The sequence below is a fragment of the Rhizobium sp. 18065 genome (assembly GCF_902706095.1).
Lineage (GTDB): Bacteria > Pseudomonadota > Alphaproteobacteria > Rhizobiales > Rhizobiaceae > Allorhizobium.
Genome location: NZ_CACSJP010000002.1, coordinates 425426 through 441853, shown reverse-complemented (window position 1 = coordinate 441853; position 16428 = coordinate 425426). Strand labels below are relative to the sequence as shown.

The window sequence follows — 16428 nt, the reverse complement described above, 5'->3', positions numbered from 1 at the left end:
CGTTCGCCGCATTTTGCCGATTTCCAGTATGGCGGTGATGAAATCGATTTTCCAAACAGCATGGAACAATCGGCAGTTTTGTGCGTTGCCGCATGGTCATGCGCCTCCATTCGGAGGCGCTTCGATCCATTTTAGAATGAACGGAATTGGAAATGCTGATCACCATTACCGCCATAATTTTTGGCGTGCTGGGGCTGGTGCTTGCCGTGGGTGGCGGGCAGCTTTTGATGCTTGGAGGCAGCCTCTATTATCTCATCGCAGGTATCGTCCTGCTCCTGACCGCCGTGTTGCTGTTGCGCCGGCGGGCCGAAACTCTTTGGCTTTATGGCCTGTTCATCGTCGGCAGCCTGACATGGGCTATCTGGGAGGTCGGATTTGACTGGTGGCAACTCGGGACGCGCGGTGGCCTCGTCGTGGTACTCGGCCTGTGGCTGATGCTGCCGGCGCTTCGACGCCAGCTTGGGCCGCTCCATCGCCGTGGTCGGGTTGCTGCGAATGTCTGGCCGCTTGCGCTTCCGGCGCTCGCGGCTGTCGTCGTCGCTGTGTTCTCGATGACGCAGGACCCCTATGACCGTTCGGGCTCCTTGCCGACCGAACAGGTTGCTGCCGCACCGAGCCTTGGCGGCGATGTACCGGATGGCGACTGGCATCAGTATGGCCGCACGCCTTATGGCCAGCGCTATTCGCCATTGACGCAGATCAACACCGAAAACGTCGATCAGCTCGAAGTCGCCTGGACTTACCAGACCGGCGACGTGAAGTTGCCTGACGATGTCGGCGAGACAACGTATCAGGTGACGCCGCTGAAAGTCGGTAATACACTCTATATCTGCACCCCGCACAATTGGGCGATTGCCATCGATGCCGAGACCGGCAAGGAAAAATGGAAATTCGACCCGAATGCGGGCCTGAACCCGGACCGTCAGCACCAGACATGCCGAGGTGTGACCTATTACGCGGATCCGGCTGCTGCCGCTGGAACAAGCTGTGCTGCACGCGTTTATCTGCCGACTTCCGACGCGCGCCTGATCGCTCTCGACGCCGAGACCGGCGCTATCTGCCCAGGCTTTGCCGACGCTGGTACGCTGCGTCTTGAACAAGGCATGCCGTATAACCCGGCCGGCTACTATTATTCGACATCTCCGCCGGTGATCGCTGACGGCAAGATTATCGTTGGCGGTGCTGTCAACGACAATTACTCGACACAGTCGCAATCCGGCGTCATCCGCGCATTTGACGTCAACACGGGCGCCCTGATCTGGAATTGGGACGCCGGCAATCCGGGTCAGACACAGCCGATCGGCCCGGGCCAGACCTATACGGCGAATTCGCCGAACAGCTGGTCGGTCTTTTCCGTCGATGAGCAACTGGGTCTCGTCTACATTCCGCTTGGCAATCAGGTTCCTGACCAGCTCGGCATGGGGCGAAGCGCAAATGTCGAGAAATACTCGTCCTCGATCGTGGCGCTTGATCTCGATACCGGCGCGGATCGCTGGGTGCGTCAGACCGTCCATCACGATCTCTGGGATATGGACGTTCCGGCGCAACCGGTGCTGCTGGATATCACCAATGCCGAAGGCACCCCGGTGCCGGCACTGGTCGGGCCGACCAAGCAGGGCGATATCTATGTGCTCGATCGGCGGACCGGCGAACCGATTATCCCTGTGAAGGAAATTCCGGCACCTGGAGGCGCAATCGAGGAAGACTTTGCATCGCCGACGCAGCCGATCTCCGATCTCAGCTTCCGGCCGAAGACAATGGTCGAGAGTGATATGTGGGGGCTCAGCATCATCGATCAGATGATGTGCCGCATCGCCTTCCACAAGCTGAAATACGAGGGCCAGTATACGCCGCCGTCGCTGGAGGGCACGCTGGTCTACCCGGGCAATTTCGGTACGTTCAACTGGGGCTCGGTCGCGGTCGATCCGGAGCGGCAGGTGATGTTCGGCATGCCGACCTATCTCGCCTTCACCTCGCGCCTGGTGCCTAGATCGGAAATCGCACCGAAGGGCGAGGGCGAAAAGGGCTCGGAGCAGGGGCTGAACCGCAATGAAGGCGCACCTTACGGCGTCTACATGGGGCCATTCCTGTCTCCGATCGGCATTCCCTGCCAGGCTCCGCCCTGGGGCACCGTCGCAGGCGTCGATCTGCGCACCGGCAAGGTTGCCTATCAGCATCGTAACGGCACGGTTTATGACATGACACCCTTGCCGCTGCCGTTGAAGGTCGGGGTGCCGGGGATCGGCGGGCCGATGATCACCAAGGGCGGTGTCGCCTTCCTCGGGGCGGCCGTGGACGACTACCTGCGCGCCTATGATCTGACGAGCGGTATTCAGCTCTGGGAAGCCAGGCTGCCGGCCGGTGGCCAGGCGACGCCGATGACCTATGCGCTCGACAACGGCAAGCAGTATGTGGTGATGGTCGCAGGCGGTCATGGATCGGTTGGCACCAAGCCGGGCGACTATGTGATCGCCTATAAATTGCCGGACTGAGTTCGGCCATGTCACAGCGATGAAGAGAAACCCTTCGGGCGTAAAAGCCCGGAGGGTTTCGTTTTAGCGCAGTTTTTCGACCGATTCGGCTGAAGGTGGCCAAAGGAAACCAAACATTAACCATGTGATTCTACACACATTCACGTAACGTGAGGATGTATTCGCATGAGTGACCAAGCCATGATCGGCCAGACCAACCCGTCCATCGCCTTTTTCCCGCTTGCGAACCGCACGGATCTAGTGCGTCGCTCGGCTGTCGAGCTTGATCGCCTGAATGGCTATGCAGCAGTCGAATTCTGGAAGACGACATGCCGCGCACTCGGCAGCGAGCTTCTCTCGCTTGGCTGCCCGGAAGACGAGATGCGGGTCGAGATCATGGATTTTCAGGCAGCTGTGCAGATGGAGCTGATGTGGCTTCATCGGGGCGAAGAAGCGCGCGGCTGAGGCTCACAAATCCGATCTCGCGGTTCACGATGCGCTCTGCAGATTTCAGTTAGAAGAACCTGTTTCTCAGCAGCTGGAAGCCGCGCGAAAAGAAGCGGGACACTTCCAGATACGCGCGATAGGGCAGAACCGTCAGGTAACGCCAGCGCGGCAGCTTGTATTGCTGCATGTTGCTCTGGATCTGGGTTTCGTGTTCCGAATACTGGCTGGCCGGTTGCGGGTCAACGAAGGCAGCCTTGAGGCCGTCGAGATATTCCAGATCAAACGCGATGTCATAGGCAAGCCGCATCGGAAGCAGCCGATTGATGATCCAGCGTGCTGCTTCGCGATTGATGACATAGGCGCCGGCACCTTTTTCCCGCGTCAGCGCAAGGGCCAGAGAGCGGCCATTTTCCAGTTTCTTGAATGGGTATTTCCGGCCACGGTTCACCGTCGTCAGGCGCAGGATGTCCCAATCGGTGGGGTGCATGGCAGCGCAATCGACGCTGTTGAGGAAGTCAGGCTCGAAGGATACGTCGTCTTCGAGGATCAGCCCGAGGTCCGCGTGGCCGGCAAGCAGACGCCGGGCACAATCGACATGGCTGAGATAGCAGCCGACTTCGGCAGGCGTGGTCCGTCGTCCATGCAGCAGCTTGTAGGACAGTTCGCTGAATTCCTTGATCGGAAAGCTGATCGCGCGTCCATTGACGCCGGGAACGCGCTCGTATTCGAGGCTTGCAGCCTGAAGCTTTTCGCTCATCGCCGCGAGGCGATCCGTCGCGCCGTCCATGTTGATCAGGTAGACGGACAGCGTCATCTGGCTCTTGGGCAGAAAATGCAAGGCGATCTCCGACAAAACGGGTGAGCGAATAATACCATGCCTCCTAACAGGCTTTGGGCATGGGTCAAGCAATGTGCCGCCTCGCAGGCAGCCAAGCCTTCCTCAGCCTGCCTTTTCGACAAACCCGTCCAGCACGCGCTTTTGTCCTGCCCGATCGAAGTCGATGGTCAGCTTGTTGCCTTCGATCGAGGCGATGTTGCCATTGCCGAACTTGATGTGGAAGACGCGGTCGCCGACCGAGAAGCGCGAAGGCTCGTAACTCGTCGATTTTGCCACCAGGTCGCCGTCGATGGTTTTCGCGCGCGGGCCGCTTTCACCATAGCCGATGCGTTCAACGGCGTGGCCGGATCGACTTCCCCAATTGTCCCGCGTGGCGTCGGTCTTGTTGGCCTGGGCGCGCTTCCAGCCCGGTGTCGAATAGGAGTTCTGGAAAGGCTCCTGCTTGTCGAAGCGCGACTGGCCGTACGGGTTGCGACCATAGCCACCGTAGGACGTCTCGGATTCGGCGACCTCGACATGGGCCGGCGGCAATTCATCGAGGAAGCGCGACGGCATGGTCGATTGCCACAGGCCATGAATACGGCGGTTGGAAACGAACCAGATATGGCAGCGCCGCTTGGCACGTGTGATGCCGACATAGGCGAGCCGACGTTCTTCCTCGAGGCCGGAGCGGCCGCCTTCATCCAGTGCACGCTGGTGCGGGAAGAGGCCTTCTTCCCAGCCGGGGAGAAAGACGGTTTCGAATTCGAGGCCCTTGGCCGAATGCAATGTCATGATCGAGACGGCGTCCATCTCGGCATTCTGCTCGGTGTCCATCACCAGAGATACATGTTCGAGGAAGCTGCGCATGCTCTCGAAGGCTTCCATCGAGCGGACGAGTTCCTTCAGGTTTTCCAGTCGTCCCGGAGCCTCGGCCGACTTGTCGTTCTGCCACATGGCCGTATAGCCGCTCTCGTCGAGGATCTGCTCGGCAAGCTCTGTATGGGGTGTGTTTTCCAGCAGCGTCTGCCAGCGGTGGAAGTCGGTGACGACGTCAAACAGTGACTTACGCGCCTTCGGCTTCAGCTCATCGGTCTCGATGATGTCGGCGGCTGCCGCCAGCATGGGAATGTCGCGTGCTCGGGCATAGTCGTGCAGATTGCGGATGGTCGTATCGCCAAGCCCCCGCTTCGGCGTGTTGACGATACGCTCGAAGGCGAGATCGTCGGCCGGTTGGCAGACCATGCGGAAATAGGCCATGGCATCGCGGATTTCGAGACGTTCGTAAAAGCGCGGTCCGCCGATGACGCGGTAGTTGAGGCCGAGCGTGACGAAACGATCTTCGAACTCGCGCATCTGGAAGGATGCGCGCACTAGGATCGCCATATTGTTGAGCGGGTGCTCGTTGCGCTGCAACTGCTCGATTTCCTCGCCGACGGCACGGGCTTCCTCCTCGGAATCCCAGGCGGCGTGCACAACCACCTTGTCATCATTCGGATCGACGCGATCGGTGAACAGCGTCTTGCCAAGGCGGCCCTCGTTATGGGCAATCAGATGACCGGCAGCGCCCAGGATATGTTCGGTCGAGCGATAGTTGCGCTCCAGCTTGATCACTTTCGCGCCGGGGAAATCCTTGTCGAAGCGCAGGATGTTGTCGACTTCCGCGCCGCGCCAGCCATAGATCGACTGGTCGTCGTCACCGACACAACAGACATTCTGCGGCACGCCGGGGGGGCGCTGGGCCAGCAGCCTGAGCCACATGTACTGGGCGGTGTTGGTGTCCTGATACTCGTCGACCAGGATATATTTGAATTTCTGGTGATATTCCTTCAGCACATCCGGATTGGCACGGAACATGCGGATCGGATGCAACAGGAGATCGCCAAAATCGCAAGCGTTCAGGGTCTTAAGGCGGGCCTGATAGGCCGCATAGAGTTCGCGTCCCTTGCCGTTGGCGAAAGCACGGGCGTCACCTTCGGGGATCTGTGCGGGGTCGAGCGCCTTGTTTTTCCAGCCATCGATCATGGCGGCAAACTGTTTGGCCGGCCAGCGCTTGTCGTCGAGGCCCTCAGCCTGAATGATCTGCTTGATCAGGCGCACCACGTCATCGGTGTCGAGAATGGTGAAATCCGACGACAGCCCGACCAGTTCGGCATGGCGACGCAGGAGTTTAACTCCGATCGAGTGGAAGGTTCCGAGCCAGGGCATGCCTTCGACGGCACCGCCGACAAGGTGGCCGATGCGCTCCTTCATCTCGCGTGCCGCCTTGTTGGTGAAGGTGACGGCGAGAAGCTGAGACGGGAAGGCCTTGTTGGTGGCAAGGATATGGGCGATCCGGGTCGTCAGGACGCGGGTCTTGCCGGTTCCGGCACCCGCCAGAACCAGAAGCGGACCATCGACGGTTTCGACGGCCAGACGCTGTTCCGGGTTCAGGCCGGAAAGATAATCCGGAATTCGCGCCTGGTCGCGTGCTGCCATGGCGCGGGCAGCGATACCCAGCCCGCTGCCGGATGACGGGGCAGAGGTGCTGCCCTTCGCCTGCACCGGCTTGCGCGGGGCGGGCTCTTCGTCGAAGAAAGGAATGTCGTCGAAACCGTTACTCATGCGGCTCAATGTAGTGATTCGGTCTGGAAAGACCAGACAAAGCGTTCTGGTTTTATTCCAGGCGCCTTGCTTGCTCACGGTTTTTGTGGCTGGCGCGCTTGCAGGCGCCGAGGCAAACTGGTGTCAGCGGTTGCAAGGATGCTTTCGCCATGTGCTGTGGGAAATCTGGCCACAAACGCCGTTGTCAGCCACGACCGACAATCACGGTCGCGTGAATTCGCGTGATATTACAAATCAGTAAGCTTGATGATCGGGCATTGCATTCGGCCCCTTGAAACAAGATAGTTGAGCACGATTTTCATTGCATAAATTTGGAGTTCCGCATGCCGCTTTGGAAGCAACTCGGTCTCAGTCTGTTGCTGCTTTTCGCAGGGCTGTGTCTTTGGGTCTATGTCTCGCCGCAGGCTGGCCAGACGCTGGTTCAGATGGGCGTGCCGCAGAACTTGGTGGCGATGGTTTCAAGTTCCGGTGCAGCCGGTGAAGGACCGCAGGCACAGGGTCAGTCGCGCGGCAAAGGCCAGACTGCAGGCCAGGGACAGCGTCAGGGTGGCCGCAACCAGCCGATCCTGATTGTCACCCAGCCGGTTACGGTTGGCGTTCTGAACGATCGCCTGAGTGCTATCGGCGATGGCGAAGCGATCCAGGCGGTGACCGTGATGCCGCAGGCTTCCGGAACGATCACCGAGATCCTCGTATCCTCGGGGGAACGGGTGACGAAGGGGCAGGTTATCGCCACGCTCGATGACGATGAGCAGATCATCTTGCGTGACCTGGCCAAGGTCGGGCTGCGTAGCGCCAGCGAAAAATCCGAATCCTACCGCAACCTTCAGAGCTTCTCGCGGCTTGAAGTTCTCGACGCCCAGATTGCCCTGGAGCAGGCGCAACTGGCGCTGACGACAGCAGAGCTCAATCTCAAGCGCCGCGACATCGTTGCCCCGATCGACGGGATCATCGGTATTGTCGGGGTGAGTATCGGCGACAATGTCACGACATCGAGCAATGTCGTCACGCTGGACAACCGGTCCGAGTTGCTGGTCGACTTCTGGGCGCCGGAGCGGTTCGCGACGGCGGTGAAGGCCGGTATGGCGATCGAGGCGATTTCGGTTTCGAGACCGGGCGATGTATTCGCCGGCAAGGTTGACGCTGTCGATAACCGCGTTGACCCGGCGAGCCGGACCATTCGCATTCGTGCCCGGATCGATAACACCAACGACCTGCTGCGGGCCGGCATGTCGTTCAATGTCACCATGAAGTTTGCCGGCGACCACTATCCGGCTGTCAATCCGCTCGCGGTCCAGTGGGACGGGCAAGGTTCGTTCGTCTGGCAGGTCAAGGATGACAAATCGGTCAAGACACGGGTGCGCATCATCCAGCGCAACTCGGACCAGGTTCTTGTCGATTCCGCCCTGAAGGAAGGCGACGTTGTTGCCGTCGAAGGCTTGCAGCGCGTGCGGGAGGGCGGCGGTGTTCAGATTGCAGGGCAGGTTGCGGGCAGCGACAAGAACGCGACGACGCCGGAGGTGGCAAGCCAATGAACCCTGTCGACAGCTCATCTGAAAAATCAGGTCAGTCCTTCACGGCGCTCTTCGTTCGGCGCCCGGTTCTGGCTGCGGTGCTGAATACGCTTCTGGTCGTTGCTGGTCTTGCAGCACTTGCCGGTATCGAAGTGCGCGAATTGCCGGATGTCGATCAGCCGGTGATCTCGGTCACCACCGACTATGACGGCGCCTCGGCCCAGACAATGGACCAGGAAGTGACCAAGGTGGTCGAAGGCGCCGTTGCACGCGTCAGCGGCCTGAAGTCGATCTCGTCCCGATCGCAGTTCGGCGAGAGCCGCACGACGCTGGAATTCAGCGACAATGTCGATCTGGCGGTTGCGGCGAACGATGTGCGAGACGCGCTAGGCCGCGTGGCGAACCAGTTGCCGGATGACGCCGACGAGCCGCGCATCGTCAAGGCAGACTCGGATTCGCAGGCCATCATGCGCCTTGCGGTCACGTCTTCGATTCTCAGCATGGAAGATCTGACGCTGCTCGTCGATAACGAGATATCCGACCGCCTTGCGGCCGTCGAAGGCGTGGCCGATGTCCAGGTCTATGGCGATCAGGAGAAGGTCTTTCGCGTCGATGTCAATCAGGCAGCACTGGCCAGCCGTGGGCTGAGCGTTGCAGATCTTGCAACCGCACTGCAGAGTTCCGCGATGGATGTGCCGGCGGGCTCGCTCGAATCCATGACGCAGGACATTGTCGTGCGGGCAACGGCCAATCTGACAACGCCCGAAGATTTCGAGAATGTGCTGATCGGCGACAAGGTGCGGTTGCGCGATGTGGCGACTGTGACGCTTGGTCCGGATGACGGATCGACGTCCCTGCGCTCGAATGGCGTGCAGGGGGTGGGCCTTGGCATCATTCGCCAGGCGCAGTCCAATACGCTGAACATCTCCGAAGGCGTGCACGCGGCCGTCGACGCCCTGTCGAAAACACTACCGGAAGGCACGAGAATCGCCATCACCAGCGATGACGCGGTGTTCATCGAAGGCGCGCTGCATGAGGTGGAACTGGCGCTTTCGCTTTCCGCCTTCATCGTTGTCGTCGTGCTTTATCTCTTCCTGCGCGATTGGAAGGCTACGCTCATTCCCGCCCTGACGATGCCGGTGGCATTGATCGGAACGCTGGTTGCCATCTACATGGTCGGGTTCTCGATCAATATCCTCACGCTTCTCGCCATCGTTCTGGCGACCGGTCTTGTCGTCGACGATGCGATCGTCGTGCTGGAAAATATCGTGCGCCGGCGTGCAGAGGGCATGGGCCCACGCGCGGCGGCGGTTCTCGGAACGCAGGAAGTGTTCTTTGCGGTTCTGGCAACGACCGCAACATTGGCGGCTGTGTTCATTCCACTCTCCTTCCTGCCGGGGCAGCTTGGCGGCCTGTTCCGCGAGTTCGGCTTCGTGCTTGCCTTTGCCGTTCTTCTGTCGTCGGTGACGGCACTCACTCTATGCCCGATGCTGGCATCACGCATGCTCGGCAAGTCCGAGCATGAGGATCACGGACTTCTCGGTCGGTTCGGTGCGCTGTTTTCGAGGGTCTACAAGCGAACCCTGCATTCAAGTCTCAGCAATCCGCTGATCGTCGTTGTCGTTTCCGTGCTGATCTCGGGTGCGGCATTTGCGACATTCGGGTTGATCCAAAACGAGCTGACGCCGCAGGAAGACCGGTCGATGGTCATGCTTCGGCTCTCTGCGCCGCAGGGCGTGAGCCTTGCCTATACGCGCGACCAGGTCCAGCGCGTGGAGGAGACACTGAAGCCCTTGGTCGATAGCGGCGAGATCCGCAATATCTTCTCGATCTCCGGGCAGGGCGCAACGAACAGCGCATTCATGGTTCTGACACTGGCACCCTGGAGCGAGCGCGAGCGCACACAGGACCAGATCGTCCAGGATATCAATGCCGCAGCGGCGACGGTGCCGGCATTGCGCGGCAATGTCTTCCAGACCAACAGTCTGCGCATTCGCGGCGCGGGCAGCGGTCTGCAGATGGCGCTTGTCGGCAGTGACCACGAGAAACTGACGGAAGCGGCGATCAAGGTCGTTGACCAGATGCGCAACTCCAATCTGTTCCAGACGCCGCGGCTGGATAACGAGCCGACGCAGGCGCAGATATCGGTGACGATCAATCGCGAACGCGCCTCCGATCTCGGCGTCGATATCAACGCGATCGGGACCTCGGTACAGGCCCTGCTGGAAGGGCGCTCGGTGACGGATGTGTTCGTCGACGGCGACGCCATTCCGGTTCGGCTGATTTCCAGCACGCAGCCGATCAACGATCCGACGGATCTGGAAAACATATTCCTGACCACGTCCGACGGTCGCGTGGTACCGATGTCGACCATTGCGACGCTGCAGGAAAATGCCGTCTCGCCGCAGCTCAATCGCGAGCAGCAGCTTGCCTCTGTGTCGTTTTCGTCCAGCCTGAACGAAGGCGTATCGCTTGGCAGTGCGGTCGAAGCGATGAAGGCCATTGCCGAACCGCTTCTACCCGCCGGCGCGCGGCTGGTCCCGCTTGCCGAAGCGGCCACGCTTGAGGAGAACGCCTCCGGCATGGCGCTGACATTCGGCTTCGCCTTTGCCATCATCTTCCTGGTGCTTGCGGCGCAGTTCGAAAGTGTGATTTCGGCACTGATCATCATGGCGACGGTGCCGCTCGGCCTTGCCTGTGCGGTGTTTGCTCTGGTGATCACCGGCTCCAGCCTGAACGTCTACAGCCAGATCGGTCTCGTTCTGCTGGTCGGCGTCATGGCGAAGAACGGTATCCTGATCGTCGAATTCGCCAACCAGCTGCGCGACCGGGGTGCCAGCGTTCGCGAGGCGATCGAAAGCGCGTGTTCGATCCGCCTGCGGCCGGTGATGATGACGATGATCGCCACTGTGCTGGGCGGCCTGCCGCTGGTCCTTGCAAAGGGAGCCGGTGCCGAAGCGCGTATCGCGCTCGGCTGGGTCATCGTCGGTGGACTGGGCATGGCGACGCTGGTGACACTGTACATCACACCGGTCGCCTATCTGCTGCTGGCCCGCTTCTCCAAGCCGCATGCGCATGAGGAAGAGCGGTTGAAGTCGGAATTGCAGGATGCCACCGCGGCGGCCAACGATGCCGGGGAGCCGCGGCGGATTGCTGCGGAGTAGCAACCGACAGAAAGGTCGCGGCGCTTCATACCGCCGCGCCTTTCACCGGCTGGACAAACGCCGGAGCCTATCCCATAGCAGACGCCACGGAGTGCGGCGCATGATCTGCCGCGATGGTCCTGGTGGATGGGAGTGGCCGATATGGCGCTGAAGGATGTTATCGAGGGCCCGCGTAATGTCGAGGCAATCGCAACTGTGTGTGCGATCCTGAAGCAGCGTTTTGGAGACGCTTTCCAGACGGGCCAGTCGTTTCGCGAACAGCACAGCCACACGACCACCTACCTGCCGTCGCAATTGCCTGACGGCATCGTCTTCGTCGAAAGCAGCGACGATGTGCGCGATGTCGTTCGTGCCTGCGCCGCGCACAAGGTTCCTGTCATTGCCTTCGGGGTAGGCTCATCGTTGGAGGGGCAGGTGAATGCACCGTTCGGCGGCATTTCCGTCGACTTCAGCCGGATGAACAAGGTCTTGCGGGTCAATGCCGAGGATCTCGACTGCACGGTCGAGCCGGGCGTGACGCGCGAAGAGCTCAATACCTATCTCCGCGACACGGGGCTGTTCTTTCCCATCGATCCGGGTGCCAATGCCTCGCTTGGCGGCATGGCATCGACACGCGCCTCGGGCACAAATGCGGTGCGCTACGGCACGATGAAGGACAATGTGCTCGCCTTGACCGTGGTTACGGCCAATGGCGAGGAGATCCTGACTGCGCAGCGTGCACGCAAGTCGTCCGCGGGTTACGATTTGACCCGGTTGTTCGTCGGTTCGGAAGGAACCCTTGGTCTGATCACCTCGATCACGCTGCGCCTGCAGGGCATACCGGCGAAGATCAGCGGCGGTGTGTGTGCCTTTCCGACACTGCAGGATGCCTGCAATGCGGTGATCATGACGATCCAGATGGGTGTGCCGGTGGCGCGCATCGAGATGCTGGACGAGATGCAGATCCGCGCCTGCAACGCCTATTCCAAACTGTCCTACGAGGAGCGGCCGACATTGTTTGTCGAGTTCCACGGCACGGATGAAACGGTTGCCCTGCAATCACAGCAGTTTGCCGAGATCGCGGCCGAATTCGGCGGTGGTGAATTCCACTACACAACCAATGCCGAAGAGCGCGCAAGCTTATGGAAGGCGCGGCACAACGCCTATTGGGCGAGCCGTGCGCTGGCGCCGGAACTTGCCGCGCTCTCGACCGACGTTTGCGTGCCGATTTCGATGCTGGCAGACTGTGTCGCACAAACGCAGGCGGATATTCGCGAAAACAATTTTCTGGCTCCAATCGTCGGCCATGCCGGAGACGGCAATTTTCACGTGCTTCTGCTGTTCAACGACAAGGATCCTGAAGACGTTGCCAAAGCAGAGGCGTTTATCGGGCGGCTCAACAATCGCGCGCTGGCGATGGAGGGGACCTGCACCGGCGAACACGGCATAGGCCAGGGCAAGATCAGTTATCTCGAGCAGGAACTGGCGAGTGCGCTGCCTGTGATGCGGACAATCAAGACGAGCATGGACCCAGATAACATATTCAATCCAGGCAAGATTTTTAGGCTCTGATTACAAGACCTTGCAGCTTGCTCCCGCGGCGAATTGGGTTACCTTGCGGGCTGTGAATAAAGGAGTGGCATTTGGTGCTCGGACGCATTCTGGTAAGCCTCGGAGGCCTGCTTGTCGTTGCGCTTTTTTCGGCGCTTCTGGCTCCGCTCTTCGTGGACTGGACGAATTTCCGACAGAATTTCGAGGATCGGGCCAGTCACTTGCTCGGCAAGAAAGTCGTAGTGCATGGCTCCGTCAACGCCCGCATCCTGCCGTTTCCATCGGTGACGATGGAAGATGTGACGATCGGAACCGATCTTGACGGCACGCCGCTCGTCCAGATCGCCCGCTTTTCCCTCGATGCCGAACTGGCGCCGCTGCTGTCGGGTGAAGCGCGCATCTTCGACATGCGGATCGAGGAGCCTAAAGCCCGTATCCGCCTATTGCCGGACGGCACGCTGGACTGGCTGCGTGGCAGCAAGCCTGACATTCCGGCTCGCACGGTCGTCCTGGAAAACGTCTCCGTCATCGGCGCCGAAGTTGAGTTCATCGACCAGCAGTCGGGTCGCAATCGCCTGTTGAGAGATCTCGACGCCGAGATTTCGGCCCGCTCTCTTTCCGGACCCTGGACCGTCGAAGGACGTGCAGTGCTGGACGGCGAGCCGGCGCAGTTTTCTCTGGCGACATCGCCGCCGCAGGATGCCACGCTGCCCTTGCGTCTGAAACTTGACCCCGAAACGCGACCTTTCGATCTGGTTCTGGAAGGTGCGCTGGCCTTCGAGGCTGGCCGGCCGGTCTACAAGGGCCGGTTTGAATCCAACTGGAAAGTGGCGGAGAACGCATCGGAACCGGGGCAGGTGAAGCCGTTGCCGGGGCCGCGCGTGAAGGGCGACTTCGAACTGACGAATGAACGGGTTGCTGTTCCCGGATATCGACTCGAGCTTGGCGATCCTGCCGATCCCTATGTGGTGAACGGAGAAGCAAAGCTGGACACCGGCAGGCGGCCGGAGTTCCTCCTGACCGCAGATGGGCAGCAAGTCGACGTGAACCGTCTGGCCGGGGACGGGACCAAGGCCAAGACCTCGCGTAGCGTGGCGACATCTGTTCGCCAGAGGTTGGCGCTTCTTCTGGCGACGGCGGCGGAAATTCCGATCCCCAGCGTGCCGGGCCGGGCGAGCCTGAAATTGCCGGCCATCGTTGCAGGAGACACGGTCTTCAGGGATATCCAGCTCGATGTCCGGCCTGCCGGCAACGGCTGGACGGTCGATCGCGCGGTTGCTGTCCTGCCGGGGCGGACCCAGGTGGAAGCCAAGGGCTGGTTGAGGCTAACCGGTGCGCCATCGTTTGATGGTGAACTGCTTGTCGCGTCGACGCAGCCATCTGGGCTTGCGACATGGATTTCCGGGAATGTCGATCCCGCAATCCGGCAGCTCAAGTCTGCCGGCTTTTCCGCTTCGGTCAATCTGACGAGCGACTTGCAGCGGTTCGAAAACCTGGAACTGGCGGTGGGAGCGGAACCGCTCAAGGGGCGGGTCGAGCGGGAATCCGTCACCGGTTCGGCTGCCAGCCTTTCGGTCGATCTGACCGGTGATGCTCTGGATCTGGATGCCGCGCGGGCGATCGCAGTCCTGCTGGTCGGTGAGGATGCCGAACAGCATCTGCTGGCGGAGCGGATTGCGGCCAGGCTGAAAGTTGGGACTCTATCAGCCTATGGCATAGAGAGCCATGATGTCGATACGGTGTTTTCGTTCGATAGCGGAAAGATCGCGGTCGAAAGGCTGAATGTCGGTGATGTTTCCGGCGCCTCGATCGAGGCCCATGGCGCGATCGGCGGCAGTCTGCTCAAGCCGAGTGGCCAGGGACGCATCGTGGTCAGCGCGGATGACCCCGGCCCGTTTCTCGAGTTGCTGCATGAACGCCTTCCGGGCAATCCGCTGTTGCCGAGGCTCGCTGCCAGCGGGCAATGGTACGCAGACAGCAAGCTGACGGTCGATGTTTCACTTGGCAACCAGGATGGCGGAGGCCTTGCGGCCAAGCTTTCCGGGACGTCGAACGGTAGTCGGATCGAGGCACAGTATAAAACGAGTGACCTGATCAATCCGACAGATGCCACAAAAGCTGAAATCTCGGCCACGCTCGAAAATGAAGAAGCCCAGATCTTGCTGGGGCAGGCCGGGCTTGAGCCATTGCCATTGGCAATAGGCGAGGGCGGTTTGCTCGGCGTGACGGTGACGTCGACGCCGTCCGCGGCAGCGGACGCGGTCGTCACCTACACGGCGAGCAGCACCAGCTTTCAGGCGCACGGCACTCTGGCCACGGCCAACTCCGCCGACATGCTGGACGGAGACTGGACGCTTGATTTCAAGAGCGACGACCTCGGCCCCTATCTGTTGACGCTGGGTTCGATCCTGCCGGAAACCGGCACCGGTCTTCCTGTGACGCTCGATGCTAAAGTCGGCTTGGCGAAACGCCAGATTGCGGTGCAAAAGTTCAGCGCCGACGTCGACGGCAATGCCGTCAGCGCAACGGGAACCATTGACTGGCAAGGTGAGTACCCCAAGGCGCGCGGTTCTGTCTCGATGGATCGGGCAGACCTCGAATGGCTCGCGCAAACGGTATTGGGACCGGTTCGCGATCCGGCAAGCGGCGCCCTGGTCGATGCGGCACTGCCGAAGACGGTTGCGCAGGCAGAATTCGCGGTTGAACTTTCTGCCAAACGTTTCACGCCCGGTTTTGCCGGAGCAATTACTGATTTTGCTGGCAAACTTAGCCGGAAAGCCGGTGAAATCGTCATCGATGATGTTTCCGGCCAATGGCTCGGCGGACGTGCTTCCGGGCGTTTGTCACTGGCCAATAGCGAAGGCGCAGGTTTCCTGCAGGCGCGGCTCGATCTGACCGGGGTTGATCTTGCCCAGACCTTGAGCACGTTGCGGGCGGAACGTGGGATCGAAGATGCCGGCGTGGCCGACGGGGTTTTCGACGCTACATTCGTGGCTGAGGGCAGCGGAAATTCGGTTGGCGAACTTTTCCGCCAGAGCAGCGGATCCGGCGAAATCAAGCTGGTGAAGTTGAACGTGCCTGGTTTCAAGCTCGACATCATGGCCGATCTGCTCCGCGAAGCCGATGTCGTGGGAACTGCAGTCAACGAGGAAAAGGTTCGAGAGATCGCCGACAGGCTGATAAAATCCGGGCCGATGCAAGTCACCGGCCTGTCGCTGCCGTTTGCGGTGACGGATGGCGTGGTGCGCGTGCAAAATGCCACGGTGCAGACGCCTGAAGCGCAACTCGGTGGTGATCTGCGGCTTTCGCTTACCGATGGAGCGTTTGAGGCGGGCGTTCAGGTGTCTCTTGATGCGGGAGAGGCGGCACTGCCCGGCACCGATGCCGGTTACCGGATGCTTCTGAGCGGCGATGCTCTGTCGCCGACACGCTCGCTTGATGTTACGGGGCTGACCAATTTCCTCTCGTTGCGCGCGTTTGAAATCGAGCGCCGACGGGTCGAGACATTGCAATCCAATGTGCTGGAGAAGCAGCGCTTGCGTCGTGAAGCAGCCTTGGCGCGGTTTCGGCAGGACGAGCGCGACAGGGCGGAAGTGGAGCGATTGCGGCTTGAACAGGAAGCGCGCCTGAAGGCGGAGGCCGACGAGGCCGAGCGATTGGCGCAGGAGCAGCGCAGTCTGTCCTTGCCGGCAGATCCGGTCGGTACAAGGCCTGTTGAACCCGGCCTGTTGCCGCTGACGACGGAAACCGTTCCACCCAAGCCCTCGCTGCCGGTGGCGCCGGAGGAAAAGGTCACGCGGCAGCCCTTGCCACCGGTGCCACTGACGTTCGATACCCTTCCGGGGCTGAATTGAGCTGAACTTCTGATGGGCATGATGGCT

General features: G+C 60.6%; 8 protein-coding genes. 6 read left to right on the top strand and 2 right to left on the bottom strand.

What is annotated here, in order from left to right:
- The first annotated feature begins 152 nt into the window (after positions 1-152).
- Both GVK95_RS07905 and GVK95_RS07900 read left to right on the top strand, forming a co-directional pair.
- Positions 153-2492: a glucose/quinate/shikimate family membrane-bound PQQ-dependent dehydrogenase gene (locus GVK95_RS07905; protein WP_159948286.1), complete on the top strand. Its 2340-nt coding sequence runs from the start codon at positions 153-155 to the stop codon at positions 2490-2492.
- Positions 2493-2657: 165 nt separating this feature from the next.
- On the top strand, positions 2658-2936 hold the full coding sequence (locus GVK95_RS07900; RefSeq protein WP_159948284.1) for a DUF6074 family protein: 279 nt from the start codon (positions 2658-2660) through the stop codon (positions 2934-2936).
- A gap of 49 nt (positions 2937-2985) precedes the next feature.
- Here the strand turns inward: GVK95_RS07900 and GVK95_RS07895 are convergent, their stop codons facing one another.
- Both GVK95_RS07895 and GVK95_RS07890 read right to left on the bottom strand, forming a co-directional pair.
- Entirely contained in the window at positions 2986-3756 is a 771-nt protein-coding gene (locus tag GVK95_RS07895; protein ID WP_159948282.1) for a glycosyltransferase family 25 protein, read from the bottom strand.
- Between the two features lie 102 nt (positions 3757-3858).
- On the bottom strand, positions 3859-6339 hold the full coding sequence (locus GVK95_RS07890) for a UvrD-helicase domain-containing protein (protein WP_159948280.1): 2481 nt from the start codon (positions 6337-6339) through the stop codon (positions 3859-3861).
- Positions 6340-6662: 323 nt separating this feature from the next.
- Between GVK95_RS07890 and GVK95_RS07885 the strand changes: the two genes are divergently transcribed.
- From GVK95_RS07885 to GVK95_RS07870, 4 genes are all read left to right on the top strand, one after another.
- The gene (locus GVK95_RS07885; RefSeq protein WP_159948278.1) at positions 6663-7874 is read left to right on the top strand and encodes an efflux RND transporter periplasmic adaptor subunit; all 1212 of its coding nucleotides are present in this window, start codon (positions 6663-6665) and stop codon (positions 7872-7874) included.
- The gene (locus GVK95_RS07880) at positions 7871-11017 is read left to right on the top strand and encodes an efflux RND transporter permease subunit (RefSeq protein ID WP_159948276.1); all 3147 of its coding nucleotides are present in this window, start codon (positions 7871-7873) and stop codon (positions 11015-11017) included. The genes GVK95_RS07885 and GVK95_RS07880 overlap by 4 nt, the downstream gene beginning before the upstream one ends.
- Positions 11018-11158: 141 nt before the next feature.
- The gene (locus GVK95_RS07875; RefSeq protein WP_159948274.1) at positions 11159-12568 is read left to right on the top strand and encodes an FAD-linked oxidase C-terminal domain-containing protein; all 1410 of its coding nucleotides are present in this window, start codon (positions 11159-11161) and stop codon (positions 12566-12568) included.
- Between the two features lie 74 nt (positions 12569-12642).
- The gene (locus GVK95_RS07870) at positions 12643-16401 is read left to right on the top strand and encodes an AsmA family protein (RefSeq protein ID WP_159948616.1); all 3759 of its coding nucleotides are present in this window, start codon (positions 12643-12645) and stop codon (positions 16399-16401) included.
- The last annotated feature ends 27 nt before the right edge of the window (positions 16402-16428 follow it).